The organism is Actinocatenispora sera (assembly GCF_018324685.1).
GTDB lineage: Bacteria > Actinomycetota > Actinomycetes > Mycobacteriales > Micromonosporaceae > Actinocatenispora > Actinocatenispora sera.
Genome location: NZ_AP023354.1, coordinates 5,873,905 through 5,898,087 on the forward strand (window position 1 = coordinate 5,873,905; position 24,183 = coordinate 5,898,087).

At 73.1% G+C, this 24,183-nt stretch carries 28 protein-coding genes and 1 tRNA gene; 18 read left to right on the plus strand and 11 right to left on the minus strand.

Annotated features, from left to right (window positions below):
• Window positions 1-10 precede the first annotated feature (10 nt).
• Entirely contained in the window at window positions 11-634 is a 624-nt protein-coding gene (locus Asera_RS27580) for a TetR/AcrR family transcriptional regulator (RefSeq protein ID WP_051801508.1), read from the plus strand.
• A gap of 172 nt (window positions 635-806) precedes the next feature.
• Window positions 807-879, plus strand: a tRNA-Arg gene (locus Asera_RS27585).
• Between the two features lie 81 nt (window positions 880-960).
• On the opposite strand, the gene Asera_RS27590 is transcribed toward Asera_RS27585, so the two are convergent.
• Window positions 961-1,119, minus strand: a complete 159-nt coding sequence (locus Asera_RS27590; protein ID WP_157034596.1) for a hypothetical protein — start codon at window positions 1,117-1,119, stop codon at window positions 961-963.
• Window positions 1,120-1,148: 29 nt separating this feature from the next.
• Window positions 1,149-1,367, minus strand: a complete 219-nt coding sequence (locus Asera_RS27595; protein WP_157034595.1) for a hypothetical protein — start codon at window positions 1,365-1,367, stop codon at window positions 1,149-1,151.
• A gap of 166 nt (window positions 1,368-1,533) precedes the next feature.
• Between Asera_RS27595 and Asera_RS27600 the strand changes: the two genes are divergently transcribed.
• The 5 genes from Asera_RS27600 (at window position 1,534) to Asera_RS27620 (ending at window position 5,761) form a co-directional block, all read left to right on the plus strand.
• Window positions 1,534-1,881 carry an ArsR/SmtB family transcription factor gene (locus Asera_RS27600; protein ID WP_030444270.1) on the plus strand — a complete coding sequence of 116 codons (348 nt, stop codon included), beginning with the start codon at window positions 1,534-1,536 and terminating at the stop codon, window positions 1,879-1,881.
• Window positions 1,878-2,369, plus strand: a complete 492-nt coding sequence (locus Asera_RS27605) for an SRPBCC family protein (RefSeq protein ID WP_030444269.1) — start codon at window positions 1,878-1,880, stop codon at window positions 2,367-2,369. Before Asera_RS27600 ends, Asera_RS27605 begins: the two co-directional genes overlap by 4 nt.
• 465 nt (window positions 2,370-2,834) lie before the next feature.
• The gene (locus Asera_RS27610; protein WP_030444268.1) at window positions 2,835-4,388 is read left to right on the plus strand and encodes a coiled-coil domain-containing protein; all 1,554 of its coding nucleotides are present in this window, start codon (window positions 2,835-2,837) and stop codon (window positions 4,386-4,388) included.
• A 102-nt stretch (window positions 4,389-4,490) separates the two neighbouring features.
• A complete protein-coding gene (locus Asera_RS27615; protein ID WP_030444267.1) occupies window positions 4,491-4,952 on the plus strand; it encodes a PPOX class F420-dependent oxidoreductase in 462 nt (153 codons plus the stop codon).
• 53 nt (window positions 4,953-5,005) lie between these two features.
• A complete protein-coding gene (locus tag Asera_RS27620) occupies window positions 5,006-5,761 on the plus strand; it encodes a class I SAM-dependent methyltransferase (RefSeq protein ID WP_030444266.1) in 756 nt (251 codons plus the stop codon).
• Window positions 5,762-5,837: 76 nt separating this feature from the next.
• Here the strand turns inward: Asera_RS27620 and Asera_RS27625 are convergent, their stop codons facing one another.
• Window positions 5,838-6,647 (minus strand): class I SAM-dependent methyltransferase, encoded by an 810-nt coding sequence (locus tag Asera_RS27625; RefSeq protein WP_030444265.1) that lies wholly within the window; start codon window positions 6,645-6,647, stop codon window positions 5,838-5,840.
• Between the two features lie 130 nt (window positions 6,648-6,777).
• On the opposite strand from Asera_RS27625, the gene Asera_RS27630 reads away from it, so the two are divergent.
• Window positions 6,778-7,218, plus strand: a complete 441-nt coding sequence (locus tag Asera_RS27630) for a GreA/GreB family elongation factor (RefSeq protein WP_030444264.1) — start codon at window positions 6,778-6,780, stop codon at window positions 7,216-7,218.
• 166 nt (window positions 7,219-7,384) lie between these two features.
• Here Asera_RS27630 and Asera_RS27635 read toward each other — a convergent pair whose 3' ends face one another.
• On the minus strand, window positions 7,385-8,215 hold the full coding sequence (locus Asera_RS27635) for a class II glutamine amidotransferase (RefSeq protein WP_030444263.1): 831 nt from the start codon (window positions 8,213-8,215) through the stop codon (window positions 7,385-7,387).
• 117 nt (window positions 8,216-8,332) lie between these two features.
• On the opposite strand from Asera_RS27635, the gene Asera_RS27640 reads away from it, so the two are divergent.
• On the plus strand, window positions 8,333-9,418 hold the full coding sequence (locus Asera_RS27640) for a calcium:cation antiporter (protein ID WP_030444262.1): 1,086 nt from the start codon (window positions 8,333-8,335) through the stop codon (window positions 9,416-9,418).
• A 271-nt stretch (window positions 9,419-9,689) separates the two neighbouring features.
• Here Asera_RS27640 and Asera_RS27645 read toward each other — a convergent pair whose 3' ends face one another.
• Window positions 9,690-10,160 (minus strand): DUF6194 family protein, encoded by a 471-nt coding sequence (locus Asera_RS27645; protein WP_035295096.1) that lies wholly within the window; start codon window positions 10,158-10,160, stop codon window positions 9,690-9,692.
• A 38-nt stretch (window positions 10,161-10,198) separates the two neighbouring features.
• On the opposite strand from Asera_RS27645, the gene Asera_RS27650 reads away from it, so the two are divergent.
• Window positions 10,199-10,957 (plus strand): MerR family transcriptional regulator, encoded by a 759-nt coding sequence (locus Asera_RS27650; protein ID WP_211255446.1) that lies wholly within the window; start codon window positions 10,199-10,201, stop codon window positions 10,955-10,957.
• A 42-nt stretch (window positions 10,958-10,999) separates the two neighbouring features.
• Here the strand turns inward: Asera_RS27650 and Asera_RS27655 are convergent, their stop codons facing one another.
• The gene (locus Asera_RS27655; protein ID WP_030444259.1) at window positions 11,000-11,488 is read right to left on the minus strand and encodes a carboxymuconolactone decarboxylase family protein; all 489 of its coding nucleotides are present in this window, start codon (window positions 11,486-11,488) and stop codon (window positions 11,000-11,002) included.
• Between the two features lie 339 nt (window positions 11,489-11,827).
• On the opposite strand from Asera_RS27655, the gene Asera_RS27660 reads away from it, so the two are divergent.
• Both Asera_RS27660 and Asera_RS27665 read left to right on the plus strand, forming a co-directional pair.
• Window positions 11,828-12,631, plus strand: a complete 804-nt coding sequence (locus Asera_RS27660; RefSeq protein WP_244844239.1) for an RNA polymerase sigma-70 factor — start codon at window positions 11,828-11,830, stop codon at window positions 12,629-12,631.
• Between the two features lie 78 nt (window positions 12,632-12,709).
• Window positions 12,710-13,273 carry a hypothetical protein gene (locus tag Asera_RS27665; protein ID WP_030444257.1) on the plus strand — a complete coding sequence of 188 codons (564 nt, stop codon included), beginning with the start codon at window positions 12,710-12,712 and terminating at the stop codon, window positions 13,271-13,273.
• 154 nt (window positions 13,274-13,427) lie between these two features.
• Here Asera_RS27665 and Asera_RS27670 read toward each other — a convergent pair whose 3' ends face one another.
• The 4 genes from Asera_RS27670 to Asera_RS27685 all read right to left on the minus strand — a co-directional run bounded on the left by Asera_RS27670 (window position 13,428) and on the right by Asera_RS27685 (window position 16,988).
• Window positions 13,428-13,709, minus strand: coding sequence for a hypothetical protein (locus Asera_RS27670; RefSeq protein WP_030444256.1), 282 nt, complete (start codon window positions 13,707-13,709; stop codon window positions 13,428-13,430).
• A 177-nt stretch (window positions 13,710-13,886) separates the two neighbouring features.
• Window positions 13,887-14,495 (minus strand): GNAT family N-acetyltransferase, encoded by a 609-nt coding sequence (locus Asera_RS27675; protein ID WP_030444255.1) that lies wholly within the window; start codon window positions 14,493-14,495, stop codon window positions 13,887-13,889.
• Window positions 14,492-16,021, minus strand: coding sequence for an APC family permease (locus Asera_RS27680; RefSeq protein ID WP_035295092.1), 1,530 nt, complete (start codon window positions 16,019-16,021; stop codon window positions 14,492-14,494). Before Asera_RS27680 ends, Asera_RS27675 begins: the two co-directional genes overlap by 4 nt.
• A 67-nt stretch (window positions 16,022-16,088) precedes the next feature.
• On the minus strand, window positions 16,089-16,988 hold the full coding sequence (locus Asera_RS27685) for a GPP34 family phosphoprotein (protein ID WP_030444253.1): 900 nt from the start codon (window positions 16,986-16,988) through the stop codon (window positions 16,089-16,091).
• 469 nt (window positions 16,989-17,457) lie between these two features.
• Here Asera_RS27685 and Asera_RS27690 point away from each other — a divergent pair, with 469 nt between their 5' ends.
• The 4 genes from Asera_RS27690 to Asera_RS27705 all read left to right on the plus strand — a co-directional run bounded on the left by Asera_RS27690 (window position 17,458) and on the right by Asera_RS27705 (window position 20,594).
• The gene (locus tag Asera_RS27690; protein WP_051801503.1) at window positions 17,458-18,375 is read left to right on the plus strand and encodes a helix-turn-helix domain-containing protein; all 918 of its coding nucleotides are present in this window, start codon (window positions 17,458-17,460) and stop codon (window positions 18,373-18,375) included.
• Window positions 18,372-18,572, plus strand: coding sequence for a DUF397 domain-containing protein (locus Asera_RS27695; RefSeq protein WP_030444251.1), 201 nt, complete (start codon window positions 18,372-18,374; stop codon window positions 18,570-18,572). The genes Asera_RS27690 and Asera_RS27695 overlap by 4 nt, the downstream gene beginning before the upstream one ends.
• Before the next feature lie 256 nt (window positions 18,573-18,828).
• A complete protein-coding gene (locus tag Asera_RS27700) occupies window positions 18,829-19,347 on the plus strand; it encodes a SigE family RNA polymerase sigma factor (RefSeq protein WP_030444250.1) in 519 nt (172 codons plus the stop codon).
• The gene (locus Asera_RS27705; protein ID WP_030444249.1) at window positions 19,344-20,594 is read left to right on the plus strand and encodes a TolB family protein; all 1,251 of its coding nucleotides are present in this window, start codon (window positions 19,344-19,346) and stop codon (window positions 20,592-20,594) included. Before Asera_RS27700 ends, Asera_RS27705 begins: the two co-directional genes overlap by 4 nt.
• Window positions 20,595-20,689: 95 nt before the next feature.
• On the opposite strand, the gene Asera_RS27710 is transcribed toward Asera_RS27705, so the two are convergent.
• Window positions 20,690-21,823 carry a DUF4185 domain-containing protein gene (locus tag Asera_RS27710; protein WP_030444248.1) on the minus strand — a complete coding sequence of 378 codons (1,134 nt, stop codon included), beginning with the start codon at window positions 21,821-21,823 and terminating at the stop codon, window positions 20,690-20,692.
• Between the two features lie 308 nt (window positions 21,824-22,131).
• Between Asera_RS27710 and Asera_RS27715 the strand changes: the two genes are divergently transcribed.
• Together Asera_RS27715 and Asera_RS27720 are read left to right on the plus strand one after the other, a co-directional pair.
• The gene (locus Asera_RS27715) at window positions 22,132-22,692 is read left to right on the plus strand and encodes a hypothetical protein (RefSeq protein ID WP_030444247.1); all 561 of its coding nucleotides are present in this window, start codon (window positions 22,132-22,134) and stop codon (window positions 22,690-22,692) included.
• On the plus strand, window positions 22,689-24,179 hold the full coding sequence (locus Asera_RS27720) for a PrsW family intramembrane metalloprotease (RefSeq protein ID WP_030444246.1): 1,491 nt from the start codon (window positions 22,689-22,691) through the stop codon (window positions 24,177-24,179). Before Asera_RS27715 ends, Asera_RS27720 begins: the two co-directional genes overlap by 4 nt.
• Window positions 24,180-24,183: the final 4 nt, after the last annotated feature.

The window sequence follows — 24,183 nt, forward strand, 5'->3', positions numbered from 1 at the left end:
GCTGTACGACATGCCGACGCAACGCCTCACCGCCGAGCAGATCACCACCGCCGCGCTCGACCTGATGGACTCCGACGGCCTCGCCGCGGTGTCCATGCGGGGCCTCGCGCAGCGCCTCGGCGTCGGCACCATGACGCTGTACGGGTACTACCGATCCCGGGAGGAACTGCTCGACGCGGTCGTCGACGCGGCCACCGCCGGCGCGGCAAACCACCGCGATCCCGGCCGTACCGGAAGCGAACCGGTGGACGAGTTGACCGAACTGTTCACCGCGCTGCACCGAACCCTGTCCGAACATCCCGCCCTGTACCGGATCCGGATGTCCCGGCCGTTCCTGAGCCCCGGCGTGCTGCGGCTGTGCGACCGGGCTCTGGGGCAGCTTCGCCGGGCCGGCCTGGACGACGCTGCGGCGGTCCGCGGGTACCGGACGCTCTACCTGTTCACGCTCGGCTGCGTCACCTACGCGAGCCAGGACGCCGCGGACACCCGCAGCGCGCTCGGCGCGTTACCGTCGGGTGATTTCCCTCACCTGAGCGCGCTGGCGCCGACAATGGTGGCGACGGCGGGCAGCCCGGACGAGTTCGAGACGGGACTGGCCACCCTGCTCACCGCGATCCTCGGTACCACCGGCTGAAGCGCACCCGGCGGCGCGCACGCCGGCAGGCCCGGCGCGCGGCGGCGGGCCATCCCGTTGCGGCCCGTTGTCGCCGCGACGGGGCTGGCGTCACGGTTCGCACTCCGCCAAGATGTCCCGGGGGCTGCTCACGGTAGCCTTCAGCCGCGAGCTGATCCCCTCGGCGAGCGACGCGCCCGTAGCTCAGTGGATAGAGCAGCTGCCTTCTAAGCAGACGGTCGTAGGTTCGAGTCCTACCGGGCGCACCCTTCCGCCGGCAGGCCAGGAAGCTGCCGCCGACTCGACCGCGCACCGGTGCGCCTGTCCGGCCGGATCGGGCCGGGTGGTCAGCCGCGATCCGGATCCGCTCGGCGCGCCTGGAGCCGGGCCTGGGCATCCCGCTGGGCCAGGCGGAGTCGTCGTTCCAGCTCGTCGAGGCGTTGCCGGCGCCGCTCCGGAGACAGGCCGGTCAGCCCGAGCCGCTCGTCGCGCGCCTCCTGTGACATCCGCGCTCCTCCCCTGCCGGGGACGCAGCCTACCGGGACTGGGAGCGGAAGCCGAGGATGCCGATGTGCTCCTCGGCGTAGCGGTCGTCGCCGGTTTCGAACTGGCCGGAGGTGGTGCCGGCCTCGCCCCGGCCGAACCGGGTTTCCCGCCACAGTGCCAGCGCAGCCGGCGCGAGGTCGGCGTGCCCCGCGTCCTTCTCTTCGATCTCGATGATGTGGCCGGCGGTCTCGATCCGAACCCGGGTCATCGAATCCTCCTCGCAGCACGCTCGGCCCGCGATGTCCGCGGCCGCTACCACCATCGCAGCCCGGCACCCGTCGCGCCTCCCCCATGTGGTCGGCACGGCACCGCGGCCGGACCCGGGATCGCCGACCGGTTGCGCGGCGCCGCCGGAGGCGCTAACGTACAACCAAATGGTTGTAGATGACTGGTCGGACGGCGAGCTGGACCGGGTCTTCCACGCGTTGGCGGACCCGACCAGGCGCGACATCCTGGTCCGCACGATGCGGGCCGGCGAATCGGTGTCGTCGCTCGCCGGGCACTACCGGATGAGCTTCGCCGCGGTGCAGAAGCACGTCGCCGTGCTCGAACGGGCGGGGCTCGTCAACAAACAACGGCACGGGCGGGAGCAGATCGTGCACGGTGATCCGGAGACGCTGCGCCGGGCCACCACGCTGCTGGAGCGGTACGAGCGACTGTGGACCGACCGCGCCACACGCATCGCCGGCATCCTCGCCGACGAGGAAGGGAACACGACATGACAGTCCTGGACAGCACCACCGACCCGGCCACCCTGACCATGACGTTCGTCGCGGAGTTCGACGCCGCGCCGGAGGCGGTCTGGCAGGTGTGGGAGGACCCGCGCAAGCTGGAGCGCTGGTGGGGGCCGCCGACCTACCCGGCGACGTTCACCCGGCACGAGTTCGTCGAGGGCGGCGAGTGCCGCTACCACATGACCGGGCCGGAGGGCGACCAACACCACGCCTGGTGGCGGATCGAGTCGATCGGCAAACCGCACACGCTGGAGCTCACGGACGGCTTCGCGGGTGACGACGGCGAACCGCTGCCCGGCGACGAGCCGGTCACCATGCGGGTCACGTTCGAGCCGACCGACGGCGGTACCCGGATGACGACGGTGACGCACTTCGTCAGTACCGAGCAACTGGAGAAGATGCTCGAGATGGGGATGCAGGAGGGCATGCGGCTGGCGATGGGCCAGATCGACGCCGTACTGGCGTCCGCCGCCTGAACCGCCGCCGACCGGCGAGCGGCCCGACCGAGGGGCCGGTGGAGAGGGTTCGGCCCTCCCGCCGGCCCCTCCAGGTGATCTTGGGCGAAAGCCCGCCGCGGTACCGGCCGCCGTCGCTACCTTGTGGCCGGGGGTGGGGCACGAGTTGCGAGCACCGGGGGTGCGCACCGGCGTCGGCGTGGGGTCGATCATCATCGTGATGTCGTTGCCGCGCAAGACACCCCGCCCGTGACGCCGCCGCTCCGCGTACCCACAGACCACCCGACCGGATCGGCGGCAATCGATGGGTCGGGTTCTCGTTCGGCCCGGTGATCATGGCCGGCGGCATGGCACGCTAGCAGGTGGTGATCGCAGGGTCGCGGAAACGGTAGAGTGCATCCCCCGACTGGTTGGAATGCCGTATACGAGGGTATTAGTAACTCATGATCGAGTGACGTCGTCGCCGCGGCGGGCTGGAGGCGGGACATGGGTATCCGACGGGATTTCGACACCCACGACGTTGCGCTGCAGGACACCGACTTCCGGCCGGACGCCGAGTTCGAGACTGCGGTGCACGGCTACGACCGCGGCCAGGTGCGGCGCTACGCCGATCGGGTCGAGCGCACCCTGACCGAGCTCGCCGTGCGGATGGCCCGCAGCCAGGACCGGGAGCGCGCGCTGGCGCTCCAGCTGGCGGAGGTGCAGGCCGATCGGTACGCCGAGCAACGTGACGTCGCCATCGTCGAGCTGTCCCACACCCAGTTCCTGGGTGGCCGCATGGAGCAGCTGCTCGGCGAGTCGGAGCAACTCGCCGCCGAGATCGTCGAGCAGGCACACACCGAGGCCGAGCGGGTCCGGGCCGAGGCGCGCGACGCCGCCGAGCACGCCCGTACCGCCGCCCGGAACGAAGCGGCGGCCCGGATCGGTACGGTGCAGCGCGAGATCGACGAGACGCTCGGCGCGGCGCGGCAGGAGGCCGCGAACATGGTCTCCGCCGCGCGGCAGGAGGCCACCACCACGCTGACCGGGGCACACCGGGAGGCGGACGCGGCGCTGCACTCGGCCCGGGTCGAGGCGAACGCGACGCTGTCCTCCGCCCGCGAGGTCGCCGCGGGTTCGGTGGACGCGGCGCGGCAGGAGGCGGACGAGACGCTGATCGCGGCGCGTACCCAGGCGCAGCAGCTGGTGTCCGCCGCCCGCGAGGAGGCCGACGGCACGCTGGGCGCGGCGCGCCAGGAGGCGCAGCAGACACTGGGCGAGGCGCACCGGACCGCGAAGAGCACCATCGACGCCGCTCGCGCCAAGGCCGAGCAGGCGGTCGCGACGGCGCAGGGCGAGGTCGACCGGATCCGCGGCGACGCGACCGCCGCGGCGACCGCGGAGCGGGACGCGGCACACCGGGACGCCACCGCGTTGCTGGCCGCGGCCGAACGGGACGCCACCGCCGAACGCGCGGCGGCGCACGAGGCCGCAACCACCGAGCTGGAGGCGGCCCGGCGCGAGGCGGCGACCGAACGGGAGACCGCGCGGCGCGAGACGGCCGCCGAGCGGGAGACCGCGCACGACAAGGCGACCGCCGAGCTGACCGCGGCACACGAGGCGGCCGAGGCGGAGCGGGCGCAGGCGCACAGCCAGGCCACCGCGGAGCTGGCCGACGCGCAGCTGAAGGCGGGCGCCGAGCTGGCGGACGCGCACGAGCGGGCCACCGCCGAGCTCGCCGAGGCGCACCGGCAGGCGACCAGCGAGCTGGCGGCGGCCAACCACGAGGCCGAACAGACCCGGGCCGCGGCGCAGGCGCAGGCCGAGCAGATCCTGGTCGACGCGCGGCACCGGTTCGCCCAGCTGACCCAGCTGCGGCACCGCATCCAGCGCGAGATCGCGACGATCCAGTCGACCGTCGAGGCGCTCGCCGGGGACGCGGCGCCGCCGCTCGCCACCCCCGCCGACGCGCGCTGGGTGGAGAACGCGCCGCGCCGGCACCGCGCCGACGACCGCAAGGTGGACGAGGCTCTGTCCATAGTGGACGCTGGCGACCGCTGAACCGGCCCGACGTCTCGCGGACCGGATGGTCTCGGCGCCTACCGGGTGGCGGGGTCGGGCCACCGCGACCCGACCCCGCAGGTACCGCCGTAGGGTCGGGACATGGTGAGTTATGCGAGTGCGAACACGGTGGATCGCGACGGGCTGCTCGACTTCGTCCGGCCGCGGCATCATGCGGTGCTGATCACCACCCGCCGGGACGGCCGGCCGCAGACCTCCCCGGTCACCTGCGGGACCGACGGCGCGGGCCGGGTGGTCATCTCGACCTACCCGCAGCGGGCCAAGGTGCACAACGTCCGGCGGGATCCGCGGGTGACCCTGTGCGTGCTCTCCGACGAGTTCAACGGGCCGTACGTGCAGCTCGACGGCACCGGCGAGGTCCGAGACCTGCCCGAGGCGCTGGACGACCTGGTCGAGTACTACCGGGGCATCGCCGGCGAGCACCCGGACTGGGACGAGTACCGGGCCGCGATGCAGCGCCAGGGAAAGTGCCTGATCCGGGTCACCATCGAGCGCTGGGGTCCGATCGCCACCGGCGGCTTCCCGCCGCCCGCCGCCGACTGACGGCGGCGACAAACCGGTCGCCAAACCCCCGGCGGGTCGGACAGACTGCCGGTATGCCCAGCACGTTCGAGGATCTGGTCGCCGAGGCGCTGGCGGTACCCGTCGGGTGGGACTTCGGCTGGCTGGCCGGCCGCGCCGACGAGGCTCGGCCCTGGTGGCGCTACTCGCGCCTGGTGGCCGACCGGATGGCCGTCGCCCGCGCCGCGCTCGACATCCAGACCGGCGCCGGCGATCTGCTCGCCGCGCTACCGGCCGTCCCGCCGCGGCTGGCCGCGACCGAGTCCTGGCCGCCGAACGTGGCGCTGGCCCGGGAGCGGCTGGCACCGGTCGGCGGCACCGTGGCCGAGGTCGCCGACGACGCCGACCTGCCGTTCGACGACGGCTCGTTCGACCTGGTCACCTGCCGGCATCCGACGGTGCTGCGGTGGCCGGAGATCGCCCGGGTGCTGGCGCCGGGCGGCAGCTACCTGTCCCAGCAGGTCGGCGCCGGCTCGGTACGGGAGCTGACCGACGCGCTGATGGGCCCCCAGCCGGTGAGCCAGGTCCGGGCCGCCGCCCGGGCGCTCGGCGGGGCCGAGGCCGCCGGGCTGGACGTGGTCGCGCTGCACCAGCAGTCGCTGCCGATGCGGTTCGACGACATCGCGGCGGTGATCGTCTTCCTGCGCACGGTGGTCTGGATCGTGCCGGACTTCGACGTCGAGCGCTACCGGGGCCCGTTGCTGGCGCTACACGACCAGATCACCGCGCACGGCCCGTTCCGGGCCACCTCGGAGCGGTTCCTGATCGAGGCCCGCCGCCCGGCGAGCTGACCCGCCGTCCGGCGCACGGTGGCCTGCGGCGAGACCGCGCACCCGGCCGCGCCGCACGGCGGCCATGCCCGGCGGGTCAGCCGGGGACGGTGCCGGTGGCAAGCAGGGCGGCGGTCGGTATCGCGCAGACACCGTCGGTGCCGCGGTACGGCTCGGCCAGCCGGTCCAGCTCGGCCCGGATCCGGTCTCGGGTCGCGGCCGGCTGGGCGGCGAGCAGCACGCTGGCGGCACCGATCCCGCCCTCGGCGCCGGCCCACCAGTCGGCGACCGTCGTCCGGTGTCGCCAGTCCAGCTGCCGCCCGGTCACCTCGGTCAGTCCACCGGCGGCCAGCAGCCCGGACAGCCCGGCCACGGTACGGGCGAAGTCGTGCTCGGCGGCCAGCCGCGGCAGCGCGACCGGCGCCGCGCCGATCGCCCGGACCGCCTCACCCAGCAGCGACTGCAGCCGCGGCGGCGGGTACGGCCAGATCGTGACGGCGATGCGGCCGCCCGGCCGGGTCAGCCGGGCCAGCTCGGCGACCGCCGCGGCGGGCACCCCGACGTGGTTGAGTACGAAGTTCGCGACCACCGCGTCGAACGCGCCGGTCGCGAACGGCAGCGCGGGCAGCGCGCCGACCCGTACCGCGGCGCCCGGTGCCGCCGACCGCGCAGCGGCGGCCATGCCGGAATCGGCGTCGACCGCCGTGACCACGGCGCCCCGGGCCAGCGCGAGCGCCGCGACGGTGCCGGTACCCGTGCCGACATCCAGCGTCCGGCTCCCGGCGGTGACCCCGGCGGCGTCGAGCAGGGCATCGGCCGGGTACGCGCACAGTGGTGCGAAGGTGCGGGCGAAGGTGTCGGCGCCGCCGCGCCACTGCGCCCGTTCGTAGCTGTCGAATGCCGTCATGCCGTTCCTCCCTGGTCCGCCGAACCGGCCCAGCCATGATCGGCGAACCCGCCGCGGCTCTCTTGGCCAGGGTCGATAATCGGCCGTGGCGGGCACGGTCCGACATCAGGCAGACCGTTCGGGAGGTGGCATGGGCGAGCCGGATCCGGTACGGCGGCTGCGCGAGGAGCTGGAGACGGTGGGCGAGCAGCGCCGCCAGCTGGCCGCGACGCTGGCGGACGACCGGCAGCCCGGGGACACCGCCGACCAGGCCGAGGGCATCGAGCGGGCCAACGAGCTGCGCCGGCTGGATGCGCGCATCGCGCAGTTGCAGGCGCTGCTGGACGGCGCGGACACCGGTACCGGGCTGCCGTTCGGTACCCGGGCGGTGCTGCGGTTCGCCGACGGCGACACCGAACGGGTCGAGATCGCCCCGGTGCCGGCGACCGGCGCCAGCGGCGCGGCGATCACCCGGGACAGCCCGCTGGCGCGGGCGCTGACCGGGCACGCCGTGGGCGACACCATCACCTGGCGTACCCCCGGCGGGGACGCGTCCGCCGAGCTGGTCGAGCTGCATCCGCCGACCGGCTGACGGCCGGCGAGATCCGCGGCGCCCGGCCCGGCGTGTTCCGGGTGGCTCGGCCGGGCGTGTTCCGGGTGGCTCGGCCGGGCCTGTTCGACCACGCCGGGTACGACCGGCTCGCGAGCGGCGAGTTCTACCGCGGTCGGCGCCGCCGGCCGACCGGCCGCGGCCCGGGTCAGACCGGGGTGGGGTGGAAGTCGCGGAGAGAGTCCCCGCCCGCCTCGACCACGCCGTAGCTCGACTCGGGTACCTCCCGCCAGGCGCCGGGCAGGTCGCCGAGCGGCTCGGACACGATCAGCCGGGTGCGCTCGGACACCCGGTGAAACATCGGGTTCTCCGGGTACAGCTCGCGCAGCGCCTCGATGCGCCGCGAGAAGAACAGCGACCGGGATGCGCCCGCGCTGGAGTACCGGAAGATCCAGACGCGCTCGCCGTTGGAGGTGGCGATCGTCATCTGCACCGGGTTCGCGATGCCGTGCTCGGCGGCGACCCGTTCGACGTGCCCGACCATCCGGGCGACGGCGGCGGGCGGGTCGTCGCGCAGCCCGTAGCTCAGCGCCAGGTAGAACATCATCTCGGAATCGGTGGAGCCCTCCAGGTGCGGAAACAGCTCGGGCTCGACCGCGAGCGCCAGGTCCCGCTTGATCCGGTGGAAGTCGTGGATCTCGCCGTTGTGCATCCACAGCCAGGTCCGATACCGGAACGGGTGGCAGTTGGTCTCCTGCACGGCGGTGCCGGTGGAGGCGCGGATGTGCGCGAAGAACAGCCCGCTCTCCAGGTGCTCGGCCAGCTCGCGCAGGTTCCGGTCACCCCAGGCCGGCCCGATGCCGCGGAACACGCCGGGCCGACGCGGACCGTCGTACCAGCCCATCCCGAAGCCATCGCCGTTGAGGGTGGTCACCCCCAGCTTGGCGTGCATGCTCTGGTCGATCAGCGAGTGGTCGACCTTGTACAGCAGTTCCTCGGGCCTGATCGGCGACCCGGTGTACACCAGCCATCGGCACATGCGTTCATCATCGATGCCGAAGGCCTGGGCCGGGCCGGAACGCCGCAGCCTCACCCGAACCCGGTTCCTGGACGGTTCGCCCGGCACCGGACGGGCGGTTCTGCCAGGGTTGAGCCCATGCGGGTACGGGTGTCCTGGACGCTGATCGTCCCGGTACTGGCGGTCGTCGTGCTGGCGCTGTCCTGGGGCCGCCACCTCGGCCCGGTACCGGTCGCCCTGGTCGGCGTGCTGCTCGCCGGCGCGGTACTCGCGGCCGTGCAGCACGCCGAGGTGGTGGCGCACCGGGTCGGCGAGCCGTTCGGCTCGCTGGTGCTCGCGGTCGCGGTCACCATCATCGAGGTGGCACTGATCGTGACGCTCAGCGTGTCCGGTGGCGCCGACTCGGACACCCTGGCCCGGGACACCGTCTTCGCCGCCGTCATGATCACCACGAACGGGATCGTCGGGCTGGCGCTGCTGATCGGATCGGTCCGGCGCGGGCTGGCGCAGTTCAACCCGGAGGGCAGCGGCGCCGCGCTCGCCACCGTCGCCGCGCTCGCCACGCTGAGCCTGGTGCTGCCGCGGTTCACCGGGAACTCGCCGGCCGGCGAGTTCTCCGGCCCGCAGCTGGCGTTCGCCGCGGTGGCCTCGCTGGCCCTGTACGTGGTGTTCGTGCTGACGCAGACCAGGCGGCACCGGGACTTCTTCCTGCCGGTGGAGATCGCGACGACCCGACCGGCCGACGAGCGGCACGCGCCGCGCCCGTCCAGCCGGCAGGCGCTGGCCAGCCTCGGTCAGCTGCTGCTCGCGCTGATCGGGGTGGTGGGGCTGGCCAAGGTGGAGTCACCGGCGATCGAGGCGGGGGTGCGCGCCGTCGGCTTCCCCGCCTCGTTCGTCGGCGTGGTGATCGCCCTGCTGGTACTGGCGCCCGAGACGCTGTCGGCGACCCGGTCGGCGCGGCGGGACCAGATCCAGATCAGCCTCAACCTGGGCTACGGCTCGGCGATGGCGTCGATCGGCCTGACCATCCCGACGATGGCGCTGGCGTCGATCTGGCTGCCGAACCGGCTGGTCCTGGGGCTGGGCCCGACGCACATCGTGCTGCTCGCGCTGACGGTCGTGGTCAGCGTGCTGACCGTGGTACCGGGCCGGGTCACCCGGCTGTCCGCCTGCGTGCACCTGGTCCTGCTGGCCGCCTTCGTCTTCCTCGCCATCCGTCCCTAGCCAGGCCGACGCGGGTCGGCGCACCGTCCGGTCAGATCGCGACGACCAGCTTGCCGGTCGTGTGCGCCCGGGCGAAGTCGCAACGGTGGCCGGGCGGTACCGGCCATGGCCCGCAGCGCTCGCGGTACGGACTGGCCGGAGATCTCGTCGCCGACCCGGTAGCCGTGCCCACCGGCGCCGAGCTGGTGCCACCGCCGACCCCCTGAGGACCGCGCACCGGCCGCGTCATCCGTTGCGCGCCGGCCTCTGACGTTCGCGCACCGGCCGCGCGTCACCCGTTGCCTGCCGGCCTGCGTTCCGCCCGGCGCCGGGCCGCCTCGTGCGCCTGCCGCAGCAGCCGGACGGCCAGCTCGCCGGTGCGCTCGCCGGGGTTGACGATCGACACCCAACCCTGGGTGCGATACAGCGGGTGCGGGAAGACGACGTCGGTGGCAGTGCGGTCCCGCGGGGTCGCCTCCGCCCGCGGGTTCTCGCCGGTGAGCTCGACGAACGCGGCCGTGCCGACGTGGATGTTCAGCCGCCAGCGGTCCGGCGCATCGAGGTCGCACTCGTCGTCGTCCGGATAGTTCTTGGTCACGATGGTGGCGTAGGGCTGCTCCCGCTGGGGCACCTGCCCGTCCGGGGCGTAGTAGAAGAAGTGGTCGCCCCAGGCGATCTCCGGAAACGGGCCGCCGGCGGCCGGCGCAAGCTCCAGTACTCCGTCGAAGGCGCGGATCGTGTCGAGAAGTCGGTCCATACTCATGGTTCGAGCATGTACTTGAAGTGCTTGTGGAGGGTTGGATGGCGGCGGCGATGACCACGGCCGCGGTCGCGGCCGCTTCCGGCTACTCCGTCCAGCAGGTACGGGACCTGGAACGGCTGGGCGTGATCCCGGCCGCCGCGCGATCGGGCAACGGGTACCGGCGGTTCGGCCCGGCACACGTGGACGCGCTGCGCGCCTACCGGGCCCTCGCGTACGCGGTGGGCCCGGTCGAGGCGCGGCAGGCGATGCGGGCGGTCCGGCACCGGCCGCCGGCGGAGGGTGCGGCGCTGATCTGCGGGTTCCACGCCCGGCTGAACGAGGAGCGGGCGCAGGCGCTCGCCGCCCGGCTGGCGCTGGAGTCGATCCGGGCCGAGGCAGGCACCGACGCCGAACCGGTCGACGGCGACTCGATGACCATCACCGAACTCTCGCAGGCCCTCGGGGTCCGGGCGTCCACCCTCCGGTTCTGGGAGAAGGCGGGCCTGGTGGCGCCGGATCGTGTCGGCACGCCCGCCGGGACCGCGCGGCGCTACCCGCTGGCGGCGATCAGGGAGGCGCGCATCGTCGCGGCCCTGCGCGCCGGTGGGTACCGCATCCCCGACGTGCTGGCCGCGATCACGGCGGCGCGCGATCTCAGCGAGGTGGGCGGCTCGCTTGCCGCGCTCGACGCCCGGCTGGCGGCCATCGCCGATCGGGCGCTCGCCCTGCTGCGGGCGGGTGAGCTGCTGGCGGAGATCATCTCGCCGTCGGGCGCCGGACCCGGGTCGCCGGTACGCGCAGATCGAGAACGGCCCTGAGCGGGCCCGGTCCGGGGCCCGGGCCCCGGACCGGGCGGCGGGTCACTCGCTGCCGGCGGCGGCGAACGTACCGGGCTGGTACGAGCCGCCGGGGTTGCGCACCATGACGTTCATCCGGGTGGCCGCGTTGATCATCGCGATCAGGCAGACGAGGGTGCCGAGCTGGTCGTCGTCGTAGTGCTCACGGGCGGCGGCCCAGGTCTCGTCGGAGACGCCGTGCCGCTCGTCGCCGAGCCGGGTGCCCTCCTCGGCCAGTGCCAGCGCGGCCCGCTCGGCCGCGGTGAACACGGTCGACTCGCGCCACGCGGCGACCAGGCTGATCCGTACCGGGGTCTCGCCGGCGGCCGCGGCCTCCTTGGTGTGCGCGTCCACGCACAGGCCGCAGCCGTTGATCTGGCCGACCCGCAGCTGCAGCAGCTCGCGCAACGTCTTCGGCAGGGTCGACCGTTCCAGCGCGAGGGCGGCGTTCGCGAAGCGCTTGAGCACCTGGGTCGGGGTCGGGCTGGCGAACAGGTCGATGCGGGGTTCCATGAAGCGTCCTCACTCGTCGAGGTGAGCCACCCGTCGGAGCGGCTCGGGACGACCATGGAGATGCCGGCGCCCGGGCCGGCGTGACCGCAGCGCGTTGTGACGTGCCGCACCGGGCCGGGACGTCACACCCCACCGGCCGGCGGCGTCTGGTGCACGGGGCGCCGACCCGAGGTACGGGCGCGGCGACGAGAGGGGCGGTCGATGAACGAGCCAGACGAGCGGGCCACCGGCGACGCGGGTCGGCCGGACGAGCGGGCCATCGGCGACGCGGGTCGGCCGGACCCGGCGACCGAGGCGTTCCTGGCCCATCGCAACCTGCTGTTCACCGTTGCCTACGAGATGCTCGGTTCGGCGACCGATGCCGAGGACGTGCTGCAGGAGACCTGGCTGCGCTGGATCGGCGTCGACCTCGCACCGATCCGGGACCAGCGCGCCTACCTCGTCCGCATCACCACCCGGCAGGCGCTGACCCGGCTGCGGACGCTGCGCCGGCGCCGGGAGTCCTACATCGGCCCGTGGCTGCCGGAGCCGTTGCTGACCACGCCGGACGTGGCCGAGGACGTCGAGCTGGCCGACAGCGTCTCGATGGCCATGCTGTTGGTACTGGAGACGCTCACGCCCACCGAGCGCGCGGTCTTCGTGCTGCGCGAGGTGTTCGACCTGTCGTACGACGAGATCGCCGCCGCGGTGGACCGCACGCCGGCGACGGTGCGCCAGATCGCCCACCGGGCCCGGGCCCACGTCGCGGCGCGCCGGCCGCGCGAGGTCGTCTCCGCCGCGCAGACCCGTGACGTACTGGAGGCCTTCCACCGCGCGGTGCAGACCGGTGACCTGCAGCGGCTGCTCGAACTGCTCGCGCCGGACGTGGTGCTGCTGACCGACGGCGGCGGCGTGGTCCGCGCGGCACTGGCGCCGATCGTGGGCGCCGAGCGGGTCGTTCCAGTACTCGGCAACATCACCGGTACCGCGTCGCTGCGGGCGGCGCTGGTCAACGGTCACCCGGCGCTGCTCGTCCGGTTCGCCGACGGGACCGGGGCGGCGGTGGCGGTACGGGTCGACGGCGGCCGGGTCACCGGGCTCTACGCGGTCCGCAACCCGGAGAAGCTGGCGCATCTGGACCGCGCCGCGCCGCTGCACCGTTGAGCCGGTTCCGGTTCCGGTCGGCGAACGTCCGGTTTCGGTGCGACTCTGGGACCGACCGATCGACCCGACGGGGGCCTGATGAGCGAGTACGAGGTCCGGACGCTGACACCGGACACCTGGGACGGGTTCGCCGCGCTGGTGGAGCGGCACAACGGCGTGTTCGGTGGCTGCTGGTGCACCTGGTTCCACACCATGCCGGCCGAGAAGGAACGCAGCTACGAGGCGAACCGGCTGCTCAAGAAGCGGCTGGTCGACCAGCGGCGGGCGCATGCGGCGCTGGTGTTCGACGGCGCCGAGGCGGTCGCGTGGTGCGAGTTCGGCAGCCCGGCCGAGTTGCCGAACATCCACCACCGCAAGCAGTACGAGGCGGAGCTGGACCTCACCCCCGACTACCGGATCACCTGCATCTTCGTGGACCGGCGGTACCGGCACCGGGGCCTGTCCGCGGTCGCGCTGGCCGGCGCGCTGGACCTGATCGCGGCGGTCGGCGGCGGCCTCGTCGAGGGGTACCCGCACGACAACGCCGGCCAGCGCAAGGCGGTGCTGTACAACGGGACCCGGGCGCTGTACGAGCGAGCCGGCTTCGATTACGTGCGCAGCAAGGGCATGGGCAACTGCGTCATGCGCCGCACCGTCGAGTGACCCGACATCCGGCTCCGGCGCGGGAAGTCGGACACCAGTCCGACCTGGCCGCGACCGCTCTCGCGGACCGGATCGCTCCTGGCCGCGACGGCTCTCGCGGACCGGGTCGCCCCTGCCGGCGTCGAACGTCGGGAAGCGGGTCGAGCTGCCGGGGTCAGAAGTCGCGGACCGGGTCGATCTGCGGCGGTTCGTCGTCGGGCAGCTCGTAGTCGACGTCCTGCGGTGGCATCGGCAGGTTCGTCGCGCCGAACGGTGAGGAGGGCCCGGCATCGTCGGCGAGCAGTTCGCTGACCGGGCGGCCGACCGCCGCGTGCCCGGCCCGGCCCGTCTCGCCGGCTTCGGCGAACGCCGGATCCACTCCGTACGGGGCCGGCCGGTCGTCCCGGTCGTCCCGGTCGTGCCGACGTTCCGGCCGACCCTTCTCCGACTGCGCCACTGCACTCACCTCCGCGCATGGAGCACTGCTACCTCCAGTCTCCCGCGCCCAGCCCATCCCGGGCCCACCTCGGCGAGGTTGATCATGGTGCGGTGCCCCGTGGTAGGCGCACATCTCCAGATTCCGACCATGATCAACCCGCCTCGGGCCTGGACCACCGGGTCCAGGGCCGGCCGGTCAGGTGGCCGGTCGGGGTTCGCGCAGCATCGGGTAGAGGGCGGGCGCGTCGGGCCCGGGGCGGATGTCCGGACCAGCCGGCCGGTAGCCGAGCCGCCGGTAGAGCCGGGCCGAGCCGGCCGACGAGGCGATCAGGAACGCCGCGCTACCGGCCCGGTCCAGCTGTCGATGCCGGTGGTCCAGCAACGCCGCGCCCAGTCCGGCCCGCTGCCGCTCGGGCGTGACGCCGACGAAGCCGAGGTAGGCGTAGCCGGGTCGGTCCGGGTACGCGTCGTGCATCGCACGGTCCAGCGCGGCGAACCGGCCGACGTGCCGGCCGCACGCGCTGGCCAGCAACGCGTCGTAGTCGCCCGGTACCAGGTCCGGCTCACCGCCGTCGGCGGCGTACCAGAGGGCCGCGGCGCTGCCGGCGTCGGTGACGTCCACGGTGGCCGCGCCGGCCAGGGCATGGCGCGCGATGATCGCCCAGTACCGCGGGTAGATCTCGCGGCGCTGCGCCAGATCGGGTACCAGCCAGTCGGCGAGGTCACCGAGCAGGAACGCGTCCGACAGCAGCCGGGTCAGGCGGTCGGCGTCGGCCCGACCGGCCGTCGCGATGGGCACGCTCACCCGTCACCGCCGAGCACCACCGCCTCGCTGGTGGCCGCCGGGCTCGGCTCGGGTACCGCCGCCGGACCGGCGGTCAGGTGCCGCCCACCCTGCCCGATCCGACCGTACGCGGTGCGGTTGGTCGCCCGCCGCAACAGCCCCCAGACGATCCCGAGCACCGCGACCGCGCCGATGCCGGCCGGCAGCGCCCTGGCCCAGAACGAGCCGTTCGGGATGCCGACCAGGGTGCCGAAGTTGATGGTGGTGACGGCCGCGATCACGGCGAGGCCGAGAAACCCGAGCACCGGGGCGATCCGGGCCTGCCAGAGGTTCTCCGCGCGCCGCTTGCGGGCGAAGTAGACCAGGGCGGCGATGCAGCACAGCGTCATCAGCAGCAGCACGCCGTACCCGGCGAACACGGTACCGCCGAAGAACAGCGCGGTCTCCGGGTCGGCGCCCTGCGAGACCATCACCACGATGATCCCGAGCACCAGCACGGACTGGGCGACGGCTCCGCCGGCCGGCGCGGCGGTGCGCGACCAGGTACGGCCGAACACGCCGGGCAGCACGCGGTCGCGGCCGAGTGCGAAGAAGTAGCGCGCGCCGGTGTTGGAGAAGCCGATCGCGGCGGCGAGCAGCGAGGTGCACAGCAGGATCTGCGCGATCCGCAGACTCCAGCTCGGCACGTACGGCGAGACCAGGTGGAACAGGTACTGGTCGGCGTACTTGCCGGCGCCGGCGACGACGTTGCCCGGTCCGGCGGCGACGGTCATCGCCCAGGCGGACAGCGCGTAGATGGCGGCGGTGAACGCGAGCGCGCCGTACACGGCGATCCAGGGCGCGCCCTTCTTCGCCTCCTCGCTGTAGTTGTAGGAGTCCTCGAAGCCGACCAGGCCGGTCAGCGCGATGACCATGCCGACCAGCGCGGTGCCGCCGCCGCCGAACAGTTCCAGCGGGTTGAGGGCGGCGAGCGACACCGAGCCGTGCGGGTGCGCGATCTCGATGACGTCGAACACCAGGATCGCCAGGATCTCGGCGACCAGCGCGACGGCGAGCATCCGGCCGGCCAGGTTGACCTTCAGCACGCCCAGCACGGTGATGACCACCAGCGCGGCGATCGCCATCCACCAGGGCGAGATGTTCGGGCCGAACAGTTCGGCGATCTGCCGGCCGCCGGCGACCCCGAACCCGCCGAGCAGCCCGGCCTCCATCGCCGCGTACGACACGACCGCGACCAGGCCGGCGGCGACGGCGGCGATGCGGCCGATGCCGGCGGCGATCGTGACGTACAGCGCGCCGGCGTTCGGGATCCGCCGGCCCAGCGCCACGTAACCGACGGCGAACCACCACAGGATCAGCGCCACCGCGAGGTACGCGATCGGGATGGAGGTCAGGCCGGTGACGGCCCAGCCGTTGGTCAGTCCGGCGCCGACCACGGTCAGCGGTGCGGCCAGCGCGACGACGTAGCCGCCGAGCGTGCCCCAGGACAGTCTGTTGCGGGCCAGGCGGTTGGTCACCGCGCTGGCCGGAAAGGCTTGCACAGCCACGGGAAGGACCCTTTCGTGAGGGGGTGACGCCCCCGGCGCGGCGTCGCGGGTGCACCGGGGCCGTGGGTCAGTGCCGTCGGGTCACGACGGCCTGCAGTTCGCTCGCGGCGTCCAGGACCGACTGCAGGTCGGGGGTGAGCCGCAGATCGGTGGGCATCGGGAAGTGGTCGGAGAACTCCCGACGGACCACGGCCATCAACCCGATCGCGTCGTAGAGCCCGAACAGCACCCGGTCCGCCTCGCCGACCGGCTCGCGGTCGCGCAGCTTGCGCGGCAACCGGGTCAGCGCGTTGACCGACGCGGTCGGCTCGACGTCGAGGAACACCTGCCGTCGACGCAGCCCGGACCGGCGCTGCTCCTCGACCACCAGCCGCGCCATCGCGAGCCGCTCGCCGACCATCCGGTACGCCCGGTCGGAGAGGTACTCGATGAACTCCACCACCGGCCGCCGCTGGTCCCGGGCGTCCTCGACGATCTCCGACAGCACCCGGTAGCACAGCGGGTCGCGCGGCGGCGCCTCCAGGTAGAGCCGGTGGTCGGGGGCGAGTACCGGGGTCCCGGTCTCGGCCGCCGGGAACGTGCGCAGCAGCCGCTGCCGCCCGTGTACCGGGTCGTCCCGCCAGGTCAGCATCAGCTCGGCGACCAGCGCCGCGGCGCAGCCGATGTCGACCAGCCGGTGGTTGATGCGGGTGGCTCCGGTGAACGCGTCGGTCGCGCCGCGAAACAGTTCGTCGGCGATCGGCCGGACCCTGGCCCCGCCGGTGCCGGGTGCCGGTCGGTGGGCAGCGGACGGCGGGTACGCCGGGTCGGTGTGTGGCGCCCGCGGCGGCGCGGCGTGGGTCGGCGGGACGGCGCGCGGCGGTGGCTCGGCGCGCGGTGGGACCGGGGCCGACCGGGTCGATGGGGCAGCGTCGGGGTGCAGCTGCTCGTACCAACCGGTGTGGTTCGTCCGCCGTGGGTCGGTCACCGGCGGCCTCGCGGGTGCGTCGCGGGTCGCGGACGTGGGTGCGGCATGGCTGGCTGCGTCCTATCCGCGGCGCGTCGGGCGGCGGGGTGAGAATCGGAACATATCGCTGCAGAAAGTGATGTACTGGTTGAACCTCACGCCGGCTCCACCTGGTAGGGACAAGGAAGACATATGTGCCAGCGCGGCACGCATGCAGTGAACACCACGCCGCCGGTTTTCACAAGGTAGCGGAATCGGTATCGCGTAACCGACCCGGCACCCCGATCATGACTGTTCGTGCTTGTCGCGGCGTGACTGGGGCCGCCACCCGTTGTGCAACATCCGAGTGACAAGTACCGCATCGCGCCGTTGCGGCCGCCTCCGCTGCCCCAGGTTCGGTCCGGCCACCTAATACACTCGGCCGAGCCAGACAGCCGGGCACGTTCCGCCGCGCTCCGGCACCATCGGAGCACAGCGCCAGGGGGGCACAATGCGTAATCGGTCGAGCCTCGACGCGGCGGCGGCCGAGAACGGCGAGTCGGTCGGCGCGGCGTGGGCCCGGCGCAAGGTCGGCAACCTGCTGCGAGAGTTGCGCGAGCAGGCCGGCGTCACCCAGGAGGACGCCGCCGAGTTCATCGAGCGCCACGTGACCACCCTGTACAAGATCGAGAACGGGCTGCCCGGGGTGAAGTTACGGCCCAAGGGCGACATCGACGGCCTGGTCGAGCTGTACGGGGCGGACGAGGCGACGCACCGCCGGCTCACCGAGCTGCTCGCACTGACCCGGCTGAAGGGCCCGTTCACCCGCTACCGCGACGTCGTGTCGCCGGAGTTCGACCTGTACCTGGGGTTGGAGGGCTCCGCGACCGAGCTGGTCAGCTACGAGCCGGACCTGGTGCCGGGTCTGCTGCAGACCGAGGCGTACGCGTCGGCCATCACCAGCCTGCCCGGTGGCGACGGCCGCAGCCGGCCGCCGACCGAGGTGGCGAAGCGGGTACGGCTCCGGCGCAGCCGGCAAAGCGTGCTGACCCGCGCGACCGACCCGTTGCGGTTGGACGTGGTGCTCTCGGAGACCGTGCTGCGGCGGCCGGTCGGCGGCCCGCAGGTGCTCGCCGACCAGCTCACCCACATCGTCGCGATGACCGAGCTGCCGACCGTGTCGGTGCGCGTGGTCCGGTTCGCCGCCGGCCTGCACCTGGGCTACACGACCGGCCAGTTCATCGTGTTGCGCTTCCCCGAGGATCAGCCCATCGCCTACTGCGACGGGTTCCTCGGGGACAACTACTTCAACAAACCGCAGGAGGTGGCGCGTTACGACGAGGCATTCGCCGACATCAGCAAGCACGCCCTGAACGCCGCGGACAGCCGCGAGTTCATCGGGCAGATCACGAAGGAGACGACCACGTGAGTGGCCTTTCCGGCGCGGTGTGGCGCAAGTCCAGCCGCAGCAGCGCCAGCAACCAGTGCGTCGAAGTGGCGACGAACCTGCCCGGGATCGTCGGGGTACGCGACTCGAAGGACCCGGCCGGTGTCGCCCTCGCGGTGGCCCCGACCGCGTTCGACGCGTTCGTACGCTTCGCCGCGGGGTGTGCCACCGCGCGATGACCCGGGTACGGCTTCCTGCCCGAAGCCGGCACCCGAGCCATCGCAGTGGTAGGACACCGCGAGACATGATGCCGCATGCGGGCACGTACCGCTAGGCCGCATCACTGTCAGTAATCGGCCCGCGGATCCGTGTCGGATCCGCGGGCCGCACGCGCCGGTCGCCCGCACGCCGCGGTGCGGCCGGCCGGAAAATCTCCGCGAGATCGAACCTCGCCCGGCTTCTTGGCCCTCATAGGCAGTGTCAAGGGAGGTACGGGTGGAGAAACTCGACGGGTTCACGGAGTTCGTGGCCGTCCGGTTACCGGCGCTGACCAGGTTCGGGTTCGCGCTGACCGGCGATCACCAGCTCGCCGAGGACCTGGTGCAGACCGCGCTGTTCCGGCTGGCACAACGCTGGGCGCGCGTCGATGAGCCGCAGGCGTACGCGCGCCGGATCATGATCAACGAGAGCACGTCGTGGCGCCGCCGCCGGCGGGTGCAGGAGTCGCCGCTGGCCGCGGCCGGGGATCCCGCGGCGGCCGTCGAGGTGGCCGAGTCGGTCACCCGACGTGAGACGTTCATCGCCGCCCTGCGGATGCTGACGCCGAAGCAGCGCGCGGTGCTGGCGCTGCGCTACTACGAAGATCTGTCCGAAGTGGACACCGCTGCGGTGCTGGGCTGTTCGGTCGGCACCGTCAAGAGTCGCACTCATCAAGCGATCCGCCGGCTGCGAGAGCTCGCGCCGGGACTCGCGATCGGCACCGGCCGGTCGCTCGCGGAGGAGGTTGTCCGATGAACGAGCTCGGCCAGCTGTACCAAGAGGCCACCGAGACCAGCAGACCGCCGTCGGCGAAGGCGGTCACCGAGAGCATCCAGCGCCGCCTCCGGCGTCGCCGCACCGGCCGGTTCGGCGTCGGTGTCCTCGCCGCGGCGGCCCTGGTGGCCGGCGGCATCGCCTGGCACGGCGGTATCGGCACTCCCTCGACGTCGATCAGCGCCGCGAGCCAGCTACCGGCCGACCGCGCGGTCGGGACGGGCGAGTACCTCCAACCGCAGGAGGGCAAGGACGGCACCACGGTGCTGCACACCACCTCCGGCGCGCGGTACGACCTGCCCGGCCGGATCGGCCCGACCGCCGCGGCGCTCGGCACCCCACTGTCGCCGGACGGCCGCTGGGTCGTCACCAGTGTCGGCAACGAGGTCGTGGCGCGGGACCTGACCAGCCACCGCACCTACCGGACCGCCCGCGCCGGCAAGGACGGGTTCCCCGTCGCCTGGTCCGCGGACGGGCGGTGGCTGGTGCTGCGCGCCGCGCCGAACGACAACGTCATTCACAACCGGCTGTACCGGGTCGATCTGACGAACGGCACGGTCCGCCAGCTCGCCATCGGCAACCAGGACGCGGACCGGCTCGCCGCGATCCTGCCCAACGGCCACCCGGTCTTCCAGGTACCGCGGGACAAGCCGAGGGCGAAGCCGACCGCCGCGAAGCAGCTCGGGTACGCCACAGGCGAGTACCAGGAGGTCGACCCGGACACCGGCACGGCGCTCAGGTACCACCCCGTCTACCACGCACAGGTGTGGCGCGCGCAGCACACGTCGCGCACCCACCCGGCGACGCTGAGCTGGGTGCCGCAGGCCCGGACTCCGCTGGTCGTCTCGCCGGACAACCACGACGGCGCCGCCGCGGTCAGCGAACCCGACAACGGGAAGCTGACCATCGGCAAGGTGCAGATTCTCGGCGACGAACGTCCGTACGGTTCCGACCCGACCAAGCGGGGCAGCGCTCCGGGGAACAAGTCCGAGGCACTCGGCACCCCGTTCGCCCGCGCCGGAGTGCCGGCCGACACGGCCGCGGCGGTACGCGAGTGGCGACCGGTGTCGCTCGTCCACGGCAAGCTCACGCTGCTGGGGCGCACCCAGCAAGGCAGCTACATCTACCGCATCACGGTCAACTTCTCGGACGGCTCGATGCTCTCCGGCCAGAGGGTCGACTACCCGGCGGGCAGCCTGCCGGCGGGCCTGTCCACCATGGCGTACTGACCGGGAGCCGCCGCGGCTCGCTCGGCGAGCGGCCCGCGGCCGGCTTCGGCGAACGCACGGCCCCGACAGCCGCCCGGCTGCCGGGGCCGTGCGCATCAGTGCGCGAGGCCGTTGATCTGGTAGTGCATGACGCGGTAGTTCTGGTTGTCGTACCACTGGCTGACGCAGACGTGGTAGTCGTCGAAGGTGGAGCCGGGGATGACGAAGCCGCCGTAGGGACTCGCGACCAGGTTGCCGACCTCCAGCCCGGGCGAGGTCGGCACGATGATGGTCTGTTCCGGCGTGGTGAACAGGTTCGAGGTGGGCAGCGGGAAGATCTGCGCGCGGATGCCGAGCGCGTCCATGTTCAGCCAGCTGAAGGAGTACTGGCCGCCCATCGCGCGGAAGCAGATCTCGCCCCACCTGCGGGCGCCGGTGATCGTGGTGGGCGGGTTGCCCCAGGCCCAGGCGCCGTTCGCGTAGCCCCACGGTTGGTAGGCGCCGGGTACGCCGAGCTGGTTCTGCGGTACCCGGTGCAGCAACAGGCCGGAGGTGATGCTGCGGTTGAACACCGTGGACAGCACGTAGCAGTAGCCGTCGTCGGCGACCGCGTAGGTCTTCTGCTGGAACTGCCCGCCGTACACCTCGGCGGGCCACTGGCACAGGTACTCCCAGGTCTCGCCGTTGTCGGTGGAGCGCCAGAAATCGGTGTGGTCACACTGATAGATGACCCCACGCATCAGGTGCATGTACATCGTGTCGCCGACGGTGAACACGTCGGACGGGATCGCGGTCGTGTAGCCGCCGCCGACCGGCGCGTGCCCCTCCGGTACCAGGCCGACGGCGCTCGATCCGCCGACCGCGCCGTCGATGGTCAGCGAGCCGAGGTTCGCCGAGGAGGACCGCAGGCCGACCGGGGCACGCCAGTTCGGGCCGCCGACCCCGCTGCCGTCGAAGGTGTCGCCGCAGACGAACAGGATCGAGCCGTCCGGGCAGCGGGCCGGGATGCCGAGGTCGGTCCACGGCGCCGCGAAGGCACCGGTCTCGGCCGGGCCGGTCAGGTTCTTCACCTTGAACCCGGTGACCAGGTCGGGGTGCACACTGCCGGCCGGAGCCGCGGCCCCCGCGGCCGGGTCCAGCGCGCCGGCGCCGAGCGCGAGGCCGGCGGCGGCGCCGAGTCCGGCGGTCAGCAGCCGGCGCCGGCCGAGGGTCGGCCCGGCCGGGTCGGGGCGGTGTCTGCCTGCGGTCACTGTTCGCCTCCGGTGCTCGGGCAGCTGACCGGATGGTGCCGAGGGTCCACCTTGCCAGCTGAATACCTTTTGGGTGAGAAATCGAATTCTCGCGCCTCGTCATGAGGCTGGCAAGACCCCCTCCCCCGGCCAGCGGATCCGCCCTCGACGCCCAGCACGGCGCGGCGACCTCAGGCCGGTACGGGCGGCCCGCCGTCGGGCAGATCCACGCGGATCGATAACCCGGACGTGCCACGCTCCCTGATTCGCGCGCACCCGGCCCGGACCGGCCCGTTTACTGGGCACGAAGTCGATCTTTGGAGGTACGCATGGTCGCCACCGGGGCCGCCGCACGTGCCGGCATGCGCCGGCCGGCCGTCGTCGTCGTGGTGTTGCTCGGCGTCCTGATCGGCGCGATCGCCGTGCTGGCCGCCCGTACGCCGAACACCACCAGAACCGCCGACGCGGACGAGACGGTGACGCTCACCGCCGCGGGCGACTCCGTCCGGGTGGCCCCGATCCCGGGCTGGCAGGTCGCCGCCCAGTCGGAGGACCAGCTGCGGCTGACCCACCAGGGCGACACGGTCAGTGTCACCGCCCTGGCGGTCGCCGGCCCACCGGCCAGCACCTCGACCATGTTCCAGCGCCGGGCCCGGCTGCTCGGCGTGCAGGACATCGCCGCGACCGAACAGGGCAGCCAGACCACCCGGCACGGGTACGCCGGTGTGCAGGGCACCGCGGTCGGCCACGACCGGATCGGCCGGCTGAGCATCCTGCGCCAGGGCGACCACGCGCTGTCGGTACTGGTGCTGGCCGCGCCGGACCGGTTGGACGGCTACCAGCCGCAGCTGACCACGCTGTACGACTCGATCACGGGGGCGAGCACATGACCGCGCCGGCACTCCGGTCGCCACGCGAGTTGCTGTGGCAGCCGGGCAACTGGACCTACTGGGTGTACCTGGCGGCCGTGGTCGTCGCGTTCTTCTCGATGCTGTCGGCGTTCCAACCGCTGCGGGTACTGGCGCCGGCGGCCGCGATCACCGCGGTCGGCGTCAACATCGCGCTCGGCGTGGTGATCGGGCTGATCATCGTCTGGCTCAGCGTCATCCACCGACCGCCGAGGACCCTCGCCGTCGCCGCCGTCGTCTGGGGCGGCGTGGTCGCCGTCGCGATCGCCTTCTACGTCAACGACAACCTGCTCGGTGCCCTACCGAGCATCCTCGGCAACGGCACGGCCACCAACTGGGGCGCCGCGATCGCCGGCCCCAGCAACGAGGAATGGCTCAAGGCGGTCGGCGTGCTCGCGGTGATCGGCATCGGCATCCGCTCGGTGTCGCGCCCGATCCACGGGCTGTTCCTCGGCGCCTGGTGCGGGCTCGGCTTCCAGGTCGTCGAGGACATCTCGTACGCGATGAACGGGGCACTGACCAACCCGACCAGCGACGCCGCCGGGCTGGCCCAGATCCTCGGGGTACGCGGGATCATCGGCCTGCTGCCGTCGCACTGGGTGTTCGCCGCCTGCTCCGGCTACGGCATCGGGTACGCGCTGCTGCGCCGTGACCGGCCGCTGGCGGTGCGGGTGCTGTTCGCGCTCGCCATGTTCGCGATCGCCTGGTCGATGCACTTCCTGTGGAACTCGCCGCTGATCACCGGTCAGCTCAACCCGCTGATCGGCATGCTGATCAAGGTCGTCCTGATCCTCGCCGCCTTCTTCGTCGTGTACCGGCTGGCGATGCGCGCCGAGTGGCGCTGGTACCGGCGGGTGCTCGACACCGACCCGGCGCTCGCCGGCGTGGCACCTGCCGGTACCGCCCAGGCGGGGACGGACGCCCAGGCGGCACTCGGGACGCTGGTCACCGCCGCGGAGATCCGGTCGTTGCGCACCAGGCGGCGCCGCCACCGGGCGCGCCGGGCAGTGCGCAGGACGGTGCGGCGGGAGGCGCGCGGCTCGGCGAGCCGGCGGGTGGCGAAGTCGCGGGGCCGCCAGGCGAGCCGGCTGACCCGGCGGCTGCAGCGGGCCCAGGGCTGGCTCGCGATCACCGCGGCGACCGCGCCCGACCAGCTGCCCGCGCTACGGACCCGGATCACCAGCGTGCGCATCGATCTCGCCCGGTTGGGCGTCGCGCCCGGCGCGAGCGGTAACGACCGGCGCCGCCGGCACCGCCGCGCCGACCGGCAACGCGACCGCCAGGACGTCAACCGACCGCGCGGGCAACGCGGTACCGACCGGCAGCGCGCAGCGGACGCCGCCGACACCGGCATCCCGGCGCCCGGCACTCCCGACACGGGCATCCCGGCGCCCGGGATCGCCGAGGCGGGGACCGACGAGGGCGGGCGGACCGAGCAGCCCCCGCGGCCCGGCTCCGACCGGCCCTGACACC

Coding starts and splice junctions, on each gene's coding strand:
- Asera_RS27580 (WP_051801508.1), top strand. CDS start 11: ATGCCGACGCAACGCCTCACCGCCGAGCAGATCACCACCGCCGCGCTC.
- Asera_RS27590 (WP_157034596.1), bottom strand. CDS start 1,119: ATGTCACAGGAGGCGCGCGACGAGCGGCTCGGGCTGACCGGCCTGTCT.
- Asera_RS27595 (WP_157034595.1), bottom strand. CDS start 1,367: ATGACCCGGGTTCGGATCGAGACCGCCGGCCACATCATCGAGATCGAA.
- Asera_RS27600 (WP_030444270.1), top strand. CDS start 1,534: ATGGTTGTAGATGACTGGTCGGACGGCGAGCTGGACCGGGTCTTCCAC.
- Asera_RS27605 (WP_030444269.1), top strand. CDS start 1,878: ATGACAGTCCTGGACAGCACCACCGACCCGGCCACCCTGACCATGACG.
- Asera_RS27610 (WP_030444268.1), top strand. CDS start 2,835: ATGGGTATCCGACGGGATTTCGACACCCACGACGTTGCGCTGCAGGAC.
- Asera_RS27615 (WP_030444267.1), top strand. CDS start 4,491: ATGGTGAGTTATGCGAGTGCGAACACGGTGGATCGCGACGGGCTGCTC.
- Asera_RS27620 (WP_030444266.1), top strand. CDS start 5,006: ATGCCCAGCACGTTCGAGGATCTGGTCGCCGAGGCGCTGGCGGTACCC.
- Asera_RS27625 (WP_030444265.1), bottom strand. CDS start 6,647: ATGACGGCATTCGACAGCTACGAACGGGCGCAGTGGCGCGGCGGCGCC.
- Asera_RS27630 (WP_030444264.1), top strand. CDS start 6,778: ATGGGCGAGCCGGATCCGGTACGGCGGCTGCGCGAGGAGCTGGAGACG.
- Asera_RS27635 (WP_030444263.1), bottom strand. CDS start 8,215: ATGTGCCGATGGCTGGTGTACACCGGGTCGCCGATCAGGCCCGAGGAA.
- Asera_RS27640 (WP_030444262.1), top strand. CDS start 8,333: ATGCGGGTACGGGTGTCCTGGACGCTGATCGTCCCGGTACTGGCGGTC.
- Asera_RS27645 (WP_035295096.1), bottom strand. CDS start 10,160: ATGAGTATGGACCGACTTCTCGACACGATCCGCGCCTTCGACGGAGTA.
- Asera_RS27650 (WP_211255446.1), top strand. CDS start 10,199: ATGGCGGCGGCGATGACCACGGCCGCGGTCGCGGCCGCTTCCGGCTAC.
- Asera_RS27655 (WP_030444259.1), bottom strand. CDS start 11,488: ATGGAACCCCGCATCGACCTGTTCGCCAGCCCGACCCCGACCCAGGTG.
- Asera_RS27660 (WP_244844239.1), top strand. CDS start 11,828: ATGCTCGGTTCGGCGACCGATGCCGAGGACGTGCTGCAGGAGACCTGG.
- Asera_RS27665 (WP_030444257.1), top strand. CDS start 12,710: ATGAGCGAGTACGAGGTCCGGACGCTGACACCGGACACCTGGGACGGG.
- Asera_RS27690 (WP_051801503.1), top strand. CDS start 17,458: ATGCGTAATCGGTCGAGCCTCGACGCGGCGGCGGCCGAGAACGGCGAG.
- Asera_RS27705 (WP_030444249.1), top strand. CDS start 19,344: ATGAACGAGCTCGGCCAGCTGTACCAAGAGGCCACCGAGACCAGCAGA.
- Asera_RS27715 (WP_030444247.1), top strand. CDS start 22,132: ATGGTCGCCACCGGGGCCGCCGCACGTGCCGGCATGCGCCGGCCGGCC.
- Asera_RS27720 (WP_030444246.1), top strand. CDS start 22,689: ATGACCGCGCCGGCACTCCGGTCGCCACGCGAGTTGCTGTGGCAGCCG.